The organism is Bifidobacterium sp. ESL0827, from assembly GCF_052606685.1.
This window is the reverse complement of the sequence record NZ_CP199597.1, coordinates 1,663,178-1,678,371: the sequence shown is the minus strand read 5'-3', so window position 1 is coordinate 1,678,371 and position 15,194 is coordinate 1,663,178. Positions and strand designations below refer to the sequence as shown.

The 15,194-nt window shown below is 59.1% G+C and carries 13 protein-coding genes and 1 tRNA gene; all 14 read left to right on the top strand.

Annotated features, from left to right (window positions below; all coding sequences use genetic code 11):
* Positions 1–231: 231 nt before the first annotated feature.
* Positions 232–2,904 carry an Rne/Rng family ribonuclease gene (locus ACUIAI_RS06775; RefSeq protein WP_445341937.1) on the top strand — a complete coding sequence of 891 codons (2,673 nt, stop codon included), beginning with the start codon at positions 232–234 and terminating at the stop codon, positions 2,902–2,904.
* Between the two features lie 154 nt (positions 2,905–3,058).
* Positions 3,059–3,367, top strand: coding sequence for a 50S ribosomal protein L21 (gene rplU / locus ACUIAI_RS06770; RefSeq protein ID WP_024626855.1), 309 nt, complete (start codon positions 3,059–3,061; stop codon positions 3,365–3,367).
* Between the two features lie 32 nt (positions 3,368–3,399).
* Entirely contained in the window at positions 3,400–3,651 is a 252-nt protein-coding gene (gene rpmA / locus ACUIAI_RS06765) for a 50S ribosomal protein L27 (RefSeq protein WP_015022457.1), read from the top strand.
* A gap of 130 nt (positions 3,652–3,781) precedes the next feature.
* Positions 3,782–5,461 carry a GTPase ObgE gene (gene obgE, locus ACUIAI_RS06760; protein ID WP_254478261.1) on the top strand — a complete coding sequence of 560 codons (1,680 nt, stop codon included), beginning with the start codon at positions 3,782–3,784 and terminating at the stop codon, positions 5,459–5,461.
* Positions 5,458–6,600 carry a glutamate 5-kinase gene (proB, locus tag ACUIAI_RS06755; RefSeq protein WP_445341936.1) on the top strand — a complete coding sequence of 381 codons (1,143 nt, stop codon included), beginning with the start codon at positions 5,458–5,460 and terminating at the stop codon, positions 6,598–6,600. The genes obgE and proB overlap by 4 nt, the downstream gene beginning before the upstream one ends.
* Before the next feature lie 43 nt (positions 6,601–6,643).
* Positions 6,644–7,852 (top strand): pyridoxal phosphate-dependent aminotransferase, encoded by a 1,209-nt coding sequence (locus ACUIAI_RS06750; RefSeq protein WP_445342835.1) that lies wholly within the window; start codon positions 6,644–6,646, stop codon positions 7,850–7,852.
* 120 nt (positions 7,853–7,972) lie between these two features.
* Positions 7,973–8,048 (top strand) — tRNA-Trp (locus ACUIAI_RS06745).
* Between the two features lie 44 nt (positions 8,049–8,092).
* Positions 8,093–8,317, top strand: a complete 225-nt coding sequence (gene secE, locus ACUIAI_RS06740) for a preprotein translocase subunit SecE (RefSeq protein ID WP_445341935.1) — start codon at positions 8,093–8,095, stop codon at positions 8,315–8,317.
* Between the two features lie 30 nt (positions 8,318–8,347).
* Positions 8,348–9,163 (top strand): transcription termination/antitermination protein NusG, encoded by an 816-nt coding sequence (gene nusG, locus ACUIAI_RS06735; RefSeq protein WP_445341934.1) that lies wholly within the window; start codon positions 8,348–8,350, stop codon positions 9,161–9,163.
* A gap of 138 nt (positions 9,164–9,301) precedes the next feature.
* Positions 9,302–9,733, top strand: coding sequence for a 50S ribosomal protein L11 (gene rplK, locus ACUIAI_RS06730; RefSeq protein WP_015022451.1), 432 nt, complete (start codon positions 9,302–9,304; stop codon positions 9,731–9,733).
* A gap of 64 nt (positions 9,734–9,797) precedes the next feature.
* Positions 9,798–10,487 carry a 50S ribosomal protein L1 gene (gene rplA, locus ACUIAI_RS06725; protein ID WP_015022450.1) on the top strand — a complete coding sequence of 230 codons (690 nt, stop codon included), beginning with the start codon at positions 9,798–9,800 and terminating at the stop codon, positions 10,485–10,487.
* A gap of 102 nt (positions 10,488–10,589) precedes the next feature.
* Positions 10,590–11,243, top strand: a complete 654-nt coding sequence (locus tag ACUIAI_RS06720) for a TetR/AcrR family transcriptional regulator (RefSeq protein WP_445341933.1) — start codon at positions 10,590–10,592, stop codon at positions 11,241–11,243.
* 78 nt (positions 11,244–11,321) lie between these two features.
* On the top strand, positions 11,322–13,631 hold the full coding sequence (locus ACUIAI_RS06715; protein ID WP_445341932.1) for a glycoside hydrolase family 3 protein: 2,310 nt from the start codon (positions 11,322–11,324) through the stop codon (positions 13,629–13,631).
* Complete coding sequence (locus tag ACUIAI_RS06710; RefSeq protein ID WP_445341931.1) at positions 13,628–14,890, top strand: MFS transporter; 1,263 nt, start codon at positions 13,628–13,630, stop codon at positions 14,888–14,890. The genes ACUIAI_RS06715 and ACUIAI_RS06710 overlap by 4 nt, the downstream gene beginning before the upstream one ends.
* The last annotated feature ends 304 nt before the right edge of the window (positions 14,891–15,194 follow it).

Genomic DNA, 15,194 nt, shown 5'->3' with positions numbered 1-15,194 from the left:
GACATACTAGATGACGGTGGTTCTGCCTGACCACTTGCAGCGTAGGCGTTGATCCCCCCGGACGGAGACCCAGTGATCCGTGCGGGCGTCGGTGTCCGCCTGCGTCAGGAAGACTTTTTGCCAAGGCGTTTCGATCGGGCGTACGCAGGTGCGCGGTTGCAGTGAGAGTGCAGCGTGAGGACGGATCGGGACCGTGAGAGCGGCACGAGGCGGCGTGCCGCAAGGAGCATTGTGCCCGAAAATACGAATGAGGATACCAAAGATAATCGGTCCGCCATCAGTGATGGGCAGGGGCGGCAGGTTGAAGAGACTGCAAGTTCCGGCACTCGTCGCCGCTCTGGACGGCGTGTGGTCAGGGTGGCCGGGGCGGCCGGTGCCGACGTGCCTGTGAAGGTCGAGGCCGAGAAGCGCAAGACCTCCCGCAAGGCCAAGGAGGAGGACAACGAGTCCAAGCCCTCCGCCACCCGTCGCCGTCGCACTCGCAAGTCCAAGGAGAATCAGGCTGCCGATCAGAGCGCGCAGGACCACTCCAGGCAAGATGCCCAGGAGGAAGGGAGCGAGTCCACGCCAAGCAAGGCGACGACTCGTCGTCGCAGCCGTACTACTGCCCGCCAACGCACCGAGGAGCATGCCCAGGAGAGCGAACCTGATCAAGACCGTCAGGAACGTGCACTTGAGGCTGTGGAGGCTCTGACCTCGGGGCTCAGCCAGAGGACAGGCCGGAAGGCTGAGGAGCAGGATGAGCGTCCGCGTGCCGCCCGCACCGCCCGTCCCCGTCCTATGACGTCGTTGCTCTTCCAAGAGCCCGTTATACCCGTCTCCAGGCCTGAGCAGAATGAGCGCGACGAACGGGATGAGGAGGACGAGGATGCCGAACAGTCATCCAAGCCCTCCCGCCGAAGCAAATCCAGGAGCGCATCGGAGGGCGGTTCACGCCGTTCCCGCAGACTCAATGCCGAGGAGCGCAGGGCCGCCGACGAGGTGGAGCGCATCGAGGAGGATCTGGATCACGAGGGCATAACCTTCGTGGTTGACGAGGACCAGGAACAGGACGAGGACCAGGATGAGTCCGGCACTCGCACTCGTCGCCGCCGCCGTGCCAAGAGCGATGATGAGGGCTCTGACAAGTCCGTTTCCACTCGTCGCCGCCGCGGGCACGAGCAGGAGAAGGACAAGGATGACGAGGACGAGGCCCCGCTGACTCGTCGCCGTCGCCGTCGCAGAGGCTCCAAGTCCGCTGAGGGCGAGTCAGAGGAGCCCAATACCCGCCGTTCGCGCAAACAGCAATATATTGACGAGATCACCGACGTGGAGGGCTCCACCCGCTTGGAGGCCAAAAAGCAGCGTCGGCGGGACAACCGCCGCGAGCGCTCTCGTCAGTCCCAGCTGGTCGAGCAGGACTTCCTGGCCCGCCGCGAAAACGTCAACCGTCTGATGGTGGTGCGCGAAAAGGAGCACCACACCCAGATCTCGGTCATCGAGGACGATATCCTGGTCGAGCACTACGTCTCCGACATCCAGGAGGTCTCCACTGTAGGCAACATCTACCTGGGCCGGGTTCAGAACGTCCTGCCCAGCATGGAGGCCGCCTTCGTGGACATCGGCCAGGCCCGCAACGGCGTGCTATACGCCGGCGAGGTCAACTGGGATTCCACCCGTCTGGAGGGCCAGCCCCGCCGGATCGAGCTGGCCTTCAAATCCGGCGACCCTGTGCTGGTCCAGGTCACCAAGGACCCCATCGGCCACAAGGGTGCACGGTTGACCTCGCAGGTCACGCTGGCCGGCCGCTTCCTGGTCCTGGTGCCCTCGGGCGGCATGACCGGCGTCAGCCGCAAGCTGCCCGACCGCGAGCGTTCCCGTCTCAAGAGCATCGTCTCCAAGGTGGCCCCCAAGGACATGGGCGTCATCATTCGCACCGCGGCAGAGGGGGCCAGCGAGGAGGCCCTGACCAAGGACCTGGAGAACCTGCAGCGTCAGTGGGGCAAGATCGAGGACAAGCGCAAGGAGTTCCTGCACGGCAAGCGTCCCAAGCTTCTGCAGGGCGAGCCGGACGTGGCTATCCGTGTGGTTCGAGACATCTTCAACGACGACTTCGCCAAGCTGGTGGTCCAGGGCGAGGGGGTCTACCAGAGGGTCCGCAACTACCTGGAGACCATGGCCCCCGACCTGGAGGAGAAACTTGAGCACTGGGACCCGGCCGAGCACCAGGGCAAGGATGTTTTCGATCGCTGGAGCATCGACAGCCAACTGCGCAAGGGCATGGAGCGCCAGGTCTACCTGCCCTCCGGCGGCTCCCTGGTCATCGACCGCACCGAGGCTATGACCACCATCGACGTGAACACGGGCCGCTTCATCGGCAAGGGCAAGTCCCTGGAGGAGACGGTGACCCGTTGCAACCTGGAGGCTTCCGAGGAGATCGCCCGCCAGCTGCGCCTGCGTGACATCGGCGGCATGATCATGATCGACTACGTGGATATGGTCATGCCGGCCAATCGCGACCTGGTTCTGCGCCGCTTGGTCGAGTGCCTGGCCCGGGACCGCACCAAGCATCAGGTGGCCGAGGTCACCTCCCTGGGTCTGGTGCAGATGACCCGCAAACGGGTTGGCCAGGGTCTGGTCGAGGCCTTCTCCGAGGAGTGTCCCACCTGCCATGGCCGGGGCTTCATCCTTCACGACAAGCCGACCATCTCCGCCTCCTATGCCGATCCATACGCGGTCAAGGGCGGCGACCCCTTCGTCAAGACCAACAAGCATGGGCATGGCTCCTCTTCCAAGGAGACCTTGTCCACAGGCTCGACTCCTGCAGTCAAGGCCAAGCTGGCCAGGATCGCTGCGGCGGCCCAGGCGGCGTCGGACGAGGATGATGTCCAGGCTGAGACGGCGGATGTCGCCAAGGAGTCATAAACTGAATTCGTTTTGTCGGCGGAGCAGGCACATTTGACGACGCGGTGTGTTTGCTTCTATACTGGTTAGCTGGTGTCTGGACGGGTCCGTCAATCGCATGGCGAGACCCGGATGCCGGGCGCATACAGCTTTGGACAACAGGCAAGGTAGGGCTATGTACGCGATTGTGAAGGCCGGAGGCCATCAGGAGAAGGTCGAGGTCGGTGACCAGATCACGGTCAACCGTCTGGCTGCCAGGAAGGGCGAGTCGGTCGAGTTTCCGGTCGCGCTGGTCGTCGATGGATCCAAGGTGACCATGGCAGCCAAGGATCTGGCCAAGATCTCCGTCAAGGGCGAGGTCGTGGACGACGAGGCCAAGGGCCCCAAGATCAACATCCAGAAGTTCAAGAACAAGACCGGCGTGGCGCGCCGCAAGGGCCACCGCCAGAAGCAGACCGTGGTCAAGATCACGGCCATCGCCTGAGGGCCTAGGTCGAGGTAGGAAAGGAACCAGACATGGCACATAAGAAGGGTGCGTCCAGCTCACGCAACGGGCGCGATTCGAATGCACAGTACCTGGGCGTCAAGAAGTTCGGCGGCGAGGCCGTAGTGGCCGGCAACATCATCGTTCGCCAGCGTGGCACCAAGTTCCATCCTGGCCAGAACGTCGGCCTGGGCAAGGACCACACCCTCTTCGCCCTGACGGACGGAACGGTTCGGTTCGCCAACCGGCGTGACCGTAAGGTCGTTGACGTGCTTACCGCCTGATTGCCCCTTATCGGCATGGGCCAAAGGCCATCCCTGTCATAGGGGTGGCCTTTTTGCATATGTATGAAGATGCAGAGCATTCAGCTCTCAGGGGCGGCATGTCAGGCCGGATTGAGTACCATGGGCCCCTATGAGCGCATTTGTGGATCAGGTCACCGTCCATGTCAAGGGTGGCGACGGCGGCAATGGAGCGTCCTCCATCCGCCGCGAGAAGTACAAGCCCCTGGCCGGGCCTGATGGAGGCGACGGCGGCCAGGGCGGCTCGGTCATTCTTCAGGCCGATGCCAACGCCACCAGCCTGCTGGACTACCGCTTCCTGCCGCACCGCCAGGCCGAATCAGGCACCATGGGTCTGGGCGGCGACAAGGACGGCAGCCGTGGCCAGGATCTGATTCTGCCGGTGCCGGTGGGCACCGTGGTCTTCACCGCCAAAGGAGGCCAAGGCGAGCGCAAGCAGCCTGGTGAGCGACTGGCCGACCTGGCCCACGTGGGAGACCGGTTCGTTGCAGCCCAAGGCGGCGTGGGCGGTCTGGGCAACCGCTCCCTGGCCACCAAGGCCAGGCGGGCTCCTGGCTTCGCGTTGCTAGGGGATCCCGGGCAGGAGCGCGACCTGGTGCTGGAGCTCAAATCCATCGCCGACGTGGCCCTGGTGGGTTTCCCTAGCGCGGGCAAATCCAGTCTGGTGGCGGCCATGAGCGCGGCCCGGCCCAAGATCGCCGACTATCCATTCACTACCCTGGTGCCCAACCTGGGCGTGGTCCAGGCAGGGGAAAGCCGCTTTACTATGGCCGATGTGCCAGGGCTGATTCCAGGAGCCTCCCAAGGCAAGGGTCTTGGGCTGGAGTTTCTGCGGCACATCGAGCGTACCGAGATTATCGCCCACGTCATCGATTGTGCCACCTTGGAGCCTGATCGGGACCCCATGAGCGACTACCGGGCCCTGGAGGAGGAGCTCTCCCACTATGCCGACCGCCTGGAGCTTCCGCTGGGAGTCATCCCCATGGCCGAGCGGCCCAGGGTGATCATCCTCAACAAGGCTGACCTGCCGGAGGCCCGCGAACTGGCCGAATTTGTTAGGCCTGACTTCGAGGCTTTGGGTCTCAAGGTCTTTGTGGTTTCCACAGCCTCGCATCAGGGGCTTAAGGAATTGGGCTACTACTTGGCCGGTCTGGTGCACCGCCTGCGCGGGCAGCTGCGTCAGCAGGAAGAGGCCAGGCAGGAGGAACGCGTGGTCATCCGCCCCCTGGAGCGGCGGCGCAGGAACGGCGACCAGTCCGGGGACTTCACCCTTGAGCGGCATCAGACCAGGTCCGGACAGACCTGGTTCAGGGTCTGCGGAGCCAAGCCCGAGCGCTGGGTTCGCCAGACCAACTTCGACAACGAGGAGGCCGTGGGCTATCTGGCTGACTGCCTGGCCCGGATGGGCGTAGAAGATGCCCTGCGCAAAGCCGGAGCCAGACCTGGGGACGAGGTCCGCATCGGTCCTGGCGACGATGCAGTGGCCTTCGACTGGGATCCGAGTGTGGCGGCCGGCGCCGAAATGCTGGATGGCACCCCTCAGGTGGCTCGGGGTCGTGACCTGCGCCTGGAGGAGAGCCAGGGGCTCAACCGTCGCCGCACTAACAGCGAACGCCGCCGCCAGTATCATCAGATGATGGATGCCCGGCAGGCGGTGCGACAGGTCATGGAGCAGGAGCGGCGGCAGGGACACTGGGCAGACCCCTCCGTGGACGACGATCCCCACGACAGGCGGGGCCTGCTGGGGCACGGGGATACGGACACCGCCAGTTCGGAGGAGGCTGGACAATGACCGAACGGGAAGGATCTGATGAGGCTGAGATCCGCTCCAGGGTGGCTCAGGCCCGTACCATGGTGGTCAAGGTAGGATCCAGCTCCCTGACCGATCCCCATGGGCACTTGGACCTTGGCCGTCTGCGTTCGCTGGTGGGCGCCCTGGCCTCGGCTGCCGTGAATGGCGCTCGCCTGGTCCTCGTCACCTCCGGGGCCATCGCAGCTGGTTTTGGCACCCTGGGATTCAACGAACGCCCCGGTGACGTGGCCACCCAGCAAGCTACGGCCTCAGTGGGCCAGGGTCTGCTCATGGCACAGTACGAGACCGCCTTCGCCCGTTATGGCCTACGGGTTGGCCAGATCCTGATCACCGCTCGTGACACCACCCATGCTGTCCAGTACCGCAACGCCCGGCGCACCCTCTGCCGTCTGTTGGATCTGGGGGTCATCCCCATCGTCAATGAGAACGATGCCCTGGCCAGCAACGAGATCCGTTTCGGCGACAACGACCATCTTTCGGCCCTGATCGCCAACATTGTCAGCGCCGATGCCCTGGTCCTGCTCACTGATGTGGATGCCCTCTACACCGAACCTCCGTCCCAGCCAGGGGCCCGCAGAATCGGCTTCGTGCCGGACGTGGCGGCCATTATGGACCAGGTGGATGCCCAGGGGTCTGTTTCCGGGCTGGGAACCGGGGGCATGTCCACCAAGCTGGAGGCGGCGCGGATTGCTGCGGCCTCCGGCATGCCCGTGGTCTTGACCCGCGCCGATCTTGCAGGTCCTGCCCTGGCCGGCGACCGGGTGGGCACCCTCTTCGCCCCCATCCGTCCGCGGGGCTCCTCGCACCGGCTCTGGATCAAGTTTGCATCCCGTCCCAGGGGCGGTTATCTGGTGGATCAGGGGGCCGTCAAAGCTCTGCGCGGTGGTCGGGCCAGCCTGCTGGCAGCTGGTGCCAGATCGGTCCAGGGCGAGTTCTCGGCCGGGGATCCGGTCTGGATTCATGATGAGTCCGGTCACCAGGTGGCCAAGGGTCTGTCCGGCTACGATTCCGAGGAGGCTCAGGACATGCTGGGCCTAACCACCAAGGAGCTCCGCCGCCGACTGGGCGCTCACTATGCCCACCCGCTGGTGCATCGGGACTCTCTGGTCCTGGTCTGAGCGCAGCCCTGGGGGTGGCGGGCGGTAGCATGACAACATGACTATGGCGCAATGGCAGACCCTGAGCAGACGCATAGACGCGGTGGCCCCCAGTGCCACTCTGGCCGTGGATTCGAAAGCCAAGGCCATGAAGGCCCAGGGCATGAATGTGATCAGCTTCGGTGCCGGCGAACCCAACTTTCCCACGCCTGACCACATCGTGCAGGCAGCGGCCCGAGCCTGCCTGGATCCGAGCAACCATCGCTATACGCCCACGGCGGGCCTGCCCCAACTTAAACAGGCCATCGCCGACAAGACCCTGCGCGACTCGGGTTACCAGATCGACCCGGATCAGGTGGTGGTTACCAACGGTGGCAAGCAGGCCGTCTATGAGACTTTCCAGATCCTGTTGAATCCTGGCGATGAGGTCATCATCCCCGCACCCTACTGGACCAGTTATCCACAGATGGTTCTGCTGGCCGGCGGCCGGCCGGTCCCGGTGCTCAGCGGAGCCGACCAGGGCTATATCCCCAGCCTGGAGCAGCTGGAGGCGGCCCGGACCGAGCGCACGCGCGCCATCATTCTCAACGTGCCCGCCAACCCAACCGGGACGGTCTGGGACGACGACCTGGTGGCAGCCGTGGGCCGTTGGGCTGTGGAGCACCAGATCTGGGTGATCAGCGACGAGATCTACGAGCATTTGACCTACCAGGGAGCGCACACCCCTTATCCGGGCGCTCTGGTGCCCCAGGTGCGCGATCAGCTGATTGTGGTCAACGGTGTGGCCAAGACCTATGCCATGACCGGCTGGCGGGTGGGCTGGCTGATTGCCCCCCTGCCGGTGGCCAAGGCGGCCGCCAAGCTTCAGGGACATATGACCTCCAACGTGGCCAACGTCTCCCAGCAGGCGGCCCTGGCGGCCCTGACCGGCGGTTTGGAGGACGTGGAGGCCATGCGGTCGGCCTTCGCCCTGCGTCGGCGGGCCATCGTGGATGCTTTGAACGCCATGCAGGGTGTGACCTGCCCTGAACCCCTGGGTGCCTTCTACGCCTTTGCCGATGTGACTGGCCTGCTGAATCAGCCAGTGGGTCCACAAGGTACGGTCTGTGCCACCTCGGGTGAGCTGGCCGAGGTCATCCTGGAGCAGATCCAGGTGGCGGCCGTGCCAGGCGAGGCCTTCGGCGCGCCCGGCTGCCTACGCTTCTCCTATGCGCTGGCCGATGACGACCTGGCCGAGGGCATGCGGCGCCTTGGGGACTGGATCAGCGCCTGATCCGGCTCCTGAGCGAAATGCTATGGTGGCAACACGGTTGGACGCAATCCATCCTTTAGGCTAGACTTGCCATTTGGCGGTTTTTCCTCCCTGTCGAGTAGGCTGGTGGGAAGTTCCGATAGGGAAGTGGCGCAATTGGTAGCGCAACGGTCTCCAAAACCGTAGGTTGTGGGTTCGAGTCCCGCCTTCCCTGCCAAGGCTTGCAGCAGATGATGCAGAACAAACGAAGGATGGATGACCATGGCACAGAAGGATGGGGCTGAGGAAGCCAAGCTGAACTTCTTCATGCGTATCGGGCTCTTCATCAAGCAGGTCATCGATGAGATTCGCAAGGTCGTGACCCCCACGGGCAAGGAACTGGTGGGCTGGTCCGTGGCCGTCTTCATCTTTGTGCTGTTGCTGATGATTTTCGTGACTGCGATGGACTTCGGACTGGGCAAACTAGCCCTCCTGATATTCGGCTGAGCCGTGACAAGGTAGAAGGTGGAGTGATCCATGAGTGATGATCTGACCAGAGAGGGACTGGACCCCGATCAGGCAACTGAGTCGGTCCCGTCGGCATCCGTCGACGCCCCCGCGCAGGAGGATGCCCAGGTCCAGGATCAGCAGCTCGGAACCTCTTCGGAGCAGGTTGAGCAGGCCAAGGACACCCAGGTAGATTCTTCCGATTCCGACGACCAGACCGACCAGGAGGATCCGGGTCAGCGTGCCGTGGACGAGTTCTCCAAGAAGCTGCGCACTCTTGAGGGCAAGTGGTACGTTCTGCACACTTACTCCGGCTACGAGAAGCGCGTCAAGGCCAACGTGGAGTCCCGCGTGGCTTCCTTCGGCTTGGAGGACAAGGTCTTCCAGGTGGAGATTCCCATGGAGGAGGTCGAAAAGCACACCGACAAGGGCAAGAAGGTCGTCACCCGCGTGCGTGTGCCCGGCTATGTGCTGATTCGCATGTGGCCAGATGAGAACGCCCGCCGCATCATCCGCGACACCGAGGGCGTCACCGGGTTCGTCGGTCCCAGCAAGGAGCCGGCTCCGCTGACCCGCAAGGAGGTCGTCCAGATGATGGCCCCCATGATTGCTTCCGAGGCCCTGAAGGCCGCTGGAGACAAACCCGAGGCTGCCAAGAAGCGCACCGTGGAGGTCTCCTACGCCGTCGGCGATCAGGTCACCGTAACTGAAGGACCCTTCGCCACCATGGCCGCCGTGGTCTCTGATGTCGAGCCCACCACGCAGAAGTTGACCGTTCTGGTCTCCATCTTTGGCAGGGACACCCCTGTGGAGCTGGGCTTCGACCAGGTTGAAAAGATCGTCTGAGCGCTGTTGGCCGGTCCTCGGTCGATGAGATAATCGTCAAGCTTGTGCTCCCTTGTGGAGCGCATTTGGAAAGAACAGGTTGCGGGAGGGGACCTATGGTCTCCGACATCACCGCTTCGTAGAAAGAAGAACCAGCATATGGCTGCAAAGAAGAAAGTCACCGCGCTGATCAAGGTGCAGATAGAGGCCGGCAAGGCCAACCCCGCGCCCCCGCTGGGCCCCGCACTGGGTTCTCATGGCGTGAACATCATGGACTTCTGCAAGCAGTACAACGATGCCACCAAGGACAAGATGGGCCAGGTCATTCCCTGCATCATCACTGTCTACGAGGATCGTTCCTTCACATTCATCACCAAGACCCCGCCGGCAGCCGACTTGCTGCGCAAGGCGGCCGGCGTCTCCAAAGGTGCCGGCAACCCGCTGACCACCAAGGTGGGATCCGTCACCAAGGCCCAGGTCCGCGAGATCGCCCAGACCAAGATGGAGGATCTGTCGGCCCGTGACGTCGAGGCCGGGATGAAGATCATCGAAGGCACCGCCCGTTCCATGGGCATCACCGTCACCGACTGAAATTTTTGTTGTGAGCGGTAGGGCATACGCTTGCCCGCACCGCGACTGCTGATAGGAGAAGCAGATGACCAAGCGTTCCAAGAAGTATCGCGAGGCGGCCGAGAAGGTCGATCGCACCAACCTGTACACCCCCGAGGAGGGCATCGCCCTGCTCAAGAGCATGCCCAAGCGCGGGTTTGACGAGACCGTGGAGGCCGTCTACCGCCTGAACGTCGATCCCCGCAAGGCCGACCAGCTGGTCCGCGGCACCGTCAGCCTGCCCAACGGTACCGGCAAGACCGTGCGCGTCCTGGTCTTTGCCCGTGGCCCTCAGGCGACTGCAGCTGCCGAGGCCGGAGCCGACGAGGTGGGCGACGACGAGCTGGTGACCAAGGTCGCCGGCGGCTACCTGGACTTCGATGCCGTGGTGGCCACCCCCGATATGATGGGCAAGGTTGGCCGTCTGGGCCGCGTGCTGGGTCCCCGTGGCCTCATGCCCAACCCCAAGACCGGCACCGTGACCATGGATGTGGCCAAGGCGGTCACCGAGATCAAGGCTGGACGTATCGAGTTCCGTGTGGACAAGAACGGCAACCTGAGCTTCCCCGTGGGCAAGGTCTCCTTCGAACAGCAGGCTCTGGAGGAGAACTTCCACGCGGTTGACGAGGAGATCAAGCGTCTGAAGCCGGCCACGGTCAAGGGCCGCTACATCACCAAGGCCACCGTCACCACCACCATGGGCCCGGGCGTTCCTCTGGATATCGCGGTGCTCTGAATTTCTTCTTTATAATTAGTTGAGGGCGAGAAGCGCGATTGCTTCTCGCCTTTTCTATAATGGCGATAAAGTGAATTGACAGTAGGGGGAGTAGATAATCTCGTGGGCGCGGATTCAAAAATAAGCAGCACTGGAGTGCCTCTTCCGAGTGATTATCAATATAGTGAAAGCTCAAAGAAAGCAAGCTTTACTGTCGAGGAACGCAAGGAACAAATACTTGACGCTGCAACACACATCATAGGAAAGAATGGCTTCTGGGGCTTTACAGTGCGTCAAGTAGCCGAAGCCTGCAATCTGACTGAGCCTGCCATTCTTTATCACTTCAAAAACAAGGAAAAACTACTGGTAGCCGTACTATCGCGCAGGGACGATATTGACCTGCACAATATGGCATCGGAGTTACACATTGGGTTGGATCGGCTATGGGCCGATCCTACAGAATTCGGACTATGGGATCTCTGCTTGGCTGCTGTGCAGAAGAACTCGAAGCAGCCTGAGATAGTACGTCTGTACACCATCATGCAGGGGGAGTCGCTCAACTCGGAGCATCCAGCCTATGCCTACTTCCAGAATCGAGAACGATGGGCTACCAGTCTTTTTGCTAGGGCAGCAAAGCATGATGGGTACGATGACCCAGCTCGCATAGCCCAACTCGTTCTTTCTGAAATGGATGGGATGCAGATACGCTGGTTGAGGGATTTGGGACATTTCGATCTGGTGGAATCCTGGAAAGCGTTTAGAGAACGCTTCGCATGAGAACAAACTGATCATTGCTACAAGAAGTTAGAAGCCGCGAAGGCTTCGAAGCTGATATCACTTATATAATTAGTTGATTTGACAAACAACACTGACAATCATATATTGATAGCACTTATTGTTAACTACATAGTTAATGATAGGCAATCACAAAATTACGATTTCGAAGACGAGGTCATGATGCAGACGAAAGACGAAACTGCAAGGAAAACACCGTTCGAATTAGCGGTAGAGCGTATCAAGGATGGTGCTGATTCGGAACATGAGGCAAAGAAGCTTTATGCTCAGCTGACTGAGGAAGAGAGTCTTGATCTGCTGGATGGGGATACCCCATTCTGGCCAGGGATGCTCAGTTTTATCAAGGATGGGTATAACTACCGCCCTTACGTACACGGGCAAAATGACCGATTAGGCATTCCAGGCATCCGATTCATTGATGGTCCGCGCGGCTGTGTCCGTGGGGAGGGCACAGCCTTTCCAGTATCTATGGCACGTGGTGCCACTTGGGATGTGGCTCTTGAGGAACGGGTGGGGGTAGCGATCGGCGAGGAAGTTCGTGAAGAAGGCGGCAACTTTTACGGTGGAGTCTGTATCAACCTCCCAAGGCATCCGGCATGGGGTAGGGCGCAAGAGACCTATTCCGATCAACCAATCATTCTCGGCAGAATGGGGGCCGCTCTGGCCAAGGGCGTACAGCATAATGCTATGGCCTGCATGAAGCATTTTGCATGCAATTCAATGGAGAATGCGCGCTTCAGCGTTGATGTCAGTGTTGACGAAGCGACTTTCAACGAAGTGTATCTACCTCATTTCAAATATGTTGCCCAACATGGCATCTATGCGGTCATGAGCTCCTACAATTCCATAAATGGAGAATGGGGAGGCCAAAACCGCTACAACCTAATCCAAGTTCTTCGGGACGAGTGGAACTTTAAAGGACTGACTGTTTCGGATTTCATTTGGGGATTACGCGATCCGATTGCGTCAATCACCCATGGTCTTGATATAGAAGAACCTTTCTCCCAGCAGCGACATGAAAAAGTGCAACAGGCCTTGAGAGAGGGGAGGCTCTCTTGGGGCGATATCCGGCGTTCAGGGGTACGCATATTGGAAAATCAGCTCAGATTCTATGCTCAGCGCTGGAGTGATGAGCCTAAGAATACCCTTGCCTCCGATCCACACACACAGCTGGCTCGCGAGGTTGAAGACAGAGCTGTCGTTCTCTTGAAAAATGATCAGGTAGAAGGTGAAACGGTTCTGCCGCTCCTTCCGCAAAAGACGAGGAAGATCGCCGTCTTTGGCAGACTCGCAGATATCGCCAACACTGGAGACCATGGTTCTTCCGATGTGCATGCACCCTATGTGGTGACAGTCCTGCAGGGGCTGCAGGACGCCTATGGCAAGGAGAAAATTGATTACCTTTCTGGCGGTTCTGATGAGGATGTTGCTGCCTGTGCAGCAGGTGCAGATGCTGCAGTGGTTGTGGTGGGATACACTGCTGCCGATGAGGGGGAATTCGTGGATGGTTCTATAGCCGACCGCGATGATTTGTTGGCATTATATCCTGAGCCTCATGATGAGAATGAAGAAAAAATTCGTGATGAGGTTCTTAAAGCTATGGGTAGCGGAGCCAGTGTCGTTGGCACTGGAACCACTGGTGGTGATAGACGTGATCTGCATCTTCATAAGGATGATGTAAATCTTATAGCTCAGGTTTCAAGGTATAACCCGAGGACCGTTGTGGTCGTTGTCAGCGCTGGTGCTGTACTCATGGAGGACTGGGTGGATCAGATTCCTTGTCTGCTGCTTGGGTGGTATTCCGGTATGGAAGGCGGGCACGGAATTGCAGACATCATCACTGGTAAAGCGAATCCTTCAGGACACCTTCCCTATCCGATTCCGGCGTCTGAAGATGACTTGCCTGATTTGAATATTGATGCCACAGAGATTACCTATGACCGTTACTATGGGCAGCGTCTCATTCAGCATAAAGGGTCGAAAGCATTGTTCCCCTTGGGATATGGGCTCTCGTACACAACATGGCAGGTAGCAAGAATCACGAGCCGTTCGGCTGACACGGTTGCAGGGACGGGATGCGTCGAAGTTGAAGTGGAAAATACCGGCGACCGGGATGGCTGGTGTGTTGTCCAGATTTACGGTAGTCAGACCGAGGGTGACCGTGCAGATGAGCGTGAACTTTTGGGCTTCTCGACTGTGCAAGTACCTGCTCATGCGGGCAAGACGATCTTGGTTGATACTGACTATACTGCGTTGGGTCGTTGGAATGCGCATACACGCAAAGTTGATGCCCCTCATGGATTGATTCGCTTGGAAGCCTCTTTATACTGGGGCGATCCAGATAGCGCTAATGCTGAGGTAACTCTATGAGCACAGTTACTAAAAAAGCCTGGAGCGGTACTGTCACTGATGAGGAGCAGCCAAAACCTCCCTACCGTGTAGGAGTGGCTCTTGCCTTGGTTTCTTTCCTATGGATTGGACCCTATCTTGGTGTGCAGGCTGTGCTGCTGCCATCGAAAGTAGCAGTGATAGCTCCATCTTCCAAGGAAAGCGTCATTGCCATTCTTTCGACGAGTGCAATGATTGTGGCGGCTCTGGCCAATATTGTCTTCGGTGCTCTTTCAGACTTGACTCGGAGTCGATGGGGCAGGCGAACGCCTTGGATAGTTTTTGGCTCCATTGCTTGTGCTGTGATGCTGATAGTTGTCAATATGGCTAATACGGTTGTTTTACTTGTGCTTGCCTGGTGCATCTATCAGCTGTTCTTGAATGCCATCGTTGCACCTTCAATTGCCATTCTGTCTGATATGACAGCACCAAGGAATAGAGGCGTAATTACATCCATATATGCCCTTGGATACTCGATCGGGCTGTATGGCGGGCAGATCATTGGTGCACAGTTCCTTAATAAAGTAACTGCCGGCTTTATTGTTATGGCTTTGCTGACATTGATTGCCGGACCGGTTGGAGCCCTTGGGATGCGTGAGCAGTCTAGTCTAGATATGCCTAAATCCAGGTTCGACATGCATATGGTTATTGACCATTTTTCCTTTCCTGTGCACCATGCCAGGGATTACTACTTGGCCTTGTGCGGCAAATTCCTGATCGTCTCAGCGAATTTCGCCATATCAGGTTATCAGCTTTACATTCTGACTGATTATATGAAGCAGGATTCGAGCCAAACATCTCGGCTTGTGTCGATGATCTCTCTGTGTTTGATGGTGACTGCAATCGTCATGTCAGCCGTAGCCGGGCCTATCGCGGATCGGATTCAGCGACGTAAGTTGCCTGTTGTCATCGCTTCTCTTTTCATAGCCGTTGGCGCTTTTATCCCCTTCCTTGATAACCATCCATGGACGATGATTGCTTACGGTGTCATAGGTGGCATCGGAATGGGAACCTACAATGCAGTTGATCAAGCGCTCAACATTGAAGTGCTTCCCAATCCAGATTCTGCTGCGAAGGACTTAGGTATTCTGAATTTGGCTAATACAGGTGGTCAGGTTCTCGGACCAGTTCTCTCAGCGACATTAATTTCTGCTTTCGGATATCAGGCGATATTCCCTGCATCAACAGTATGTGCGCTAGGAGGTGCGGTTCTGGTGGGTCTGATTAAGTCGGTCAAGTAATATCAGGCCGTTATATAGCGAAGTCTGCAAAGTCAGCCAGGATTGATAATTTTGGTTTTCTTTGCAGGCTTTTCCTGTTTGGTATTCAAATTTATTGAGCTGCTATGCGTTGTTTGCTAATCACTAGGTATGTTTGATGTTTTGTCTGAAAGGTTACGAGTATTAGCGCAGCAATCATGTATTCAAAAGAGCAAAAGAAGCGCAGGAATGCTTGCTGCGCAGTAGATAAGTGACTTTCTTTTCGCTAGCAGAGTTCCGTGACGCGTGTTCAGCTCGATGTCTGCGTTAGCAAGATTTGGTCAGG

Excerpts from the sequence above, each read along its gene's own strand:
- proB (WP_445341936.1), top strand. The coding sequence starts at position 5,458 with ATGACCGAACGGGAAGGATCTGATGAGGCTGAGATCCGCTCCAGGGTG.
- rplU (WP_024626855.1), top strand. The coding sequence starts at position 3,059 with ATGTACGCGATTGTGAAGGCCGGAGGCCATCAGGAGAAGGTCGAGGTC.
- rplA (WP_015022450.1), top strand. The coding sequence starts at position 9,798 with ATGACCAAGCGTTCCAAGAAGTATCGCGAGGCGGCCGAGAAGGTCGAT.
- ACUIAI_RS06750 (WP_445342835.1), top strand. The coding sequence starts at position 6,644 with ATGGCGCAATGGCAGACCCTGAGCAGACGCATAGACGCGGTGGCCCCC.
- ACUIAI_RS06710 (WP_445341931.1), top strand. The coding sequence starts at position 13,628 with ATGAGCACAGTTACTAAAAAAGCCTGGAGCGGTACTGTCACTGATGAG.
- rpmA (WP_015022457.1), top strand. The coding sequence starts at position 3,400 with ATGGCACATAAGAAGGGTGCGTCCAGCTCACGCAACGGGCGCGATTCG.
- obgE (WP_254478261.1), top strand. The coding sequence starts at position 3,782 with ATGAGCGCATTTGTGGATCAGGTCACCGTCCATGTCAAGGGTGGCGAC.
- secE (WP_445341935.1), top strand. The coding sequence starts at position 8,093 with ATGGCACAGAAGGATGGGGCTGAGGAAGCCAAGCTGAACTTCTTCATG.
- rplK (WP_015022451.1), top strand. The coding sequence starts at position 9,302 with ATGGCTGCAAAGAAGAAAGTCACCGCGCTGATCAAGGTGCAGATAGAG.
- nusG (WP_445341934.1), top strand. The coding sequence starts at position 8,348 with ATGAGTGATGATCTGACCAGAGAGGGACTGGACCCCGATCAGGCAACT.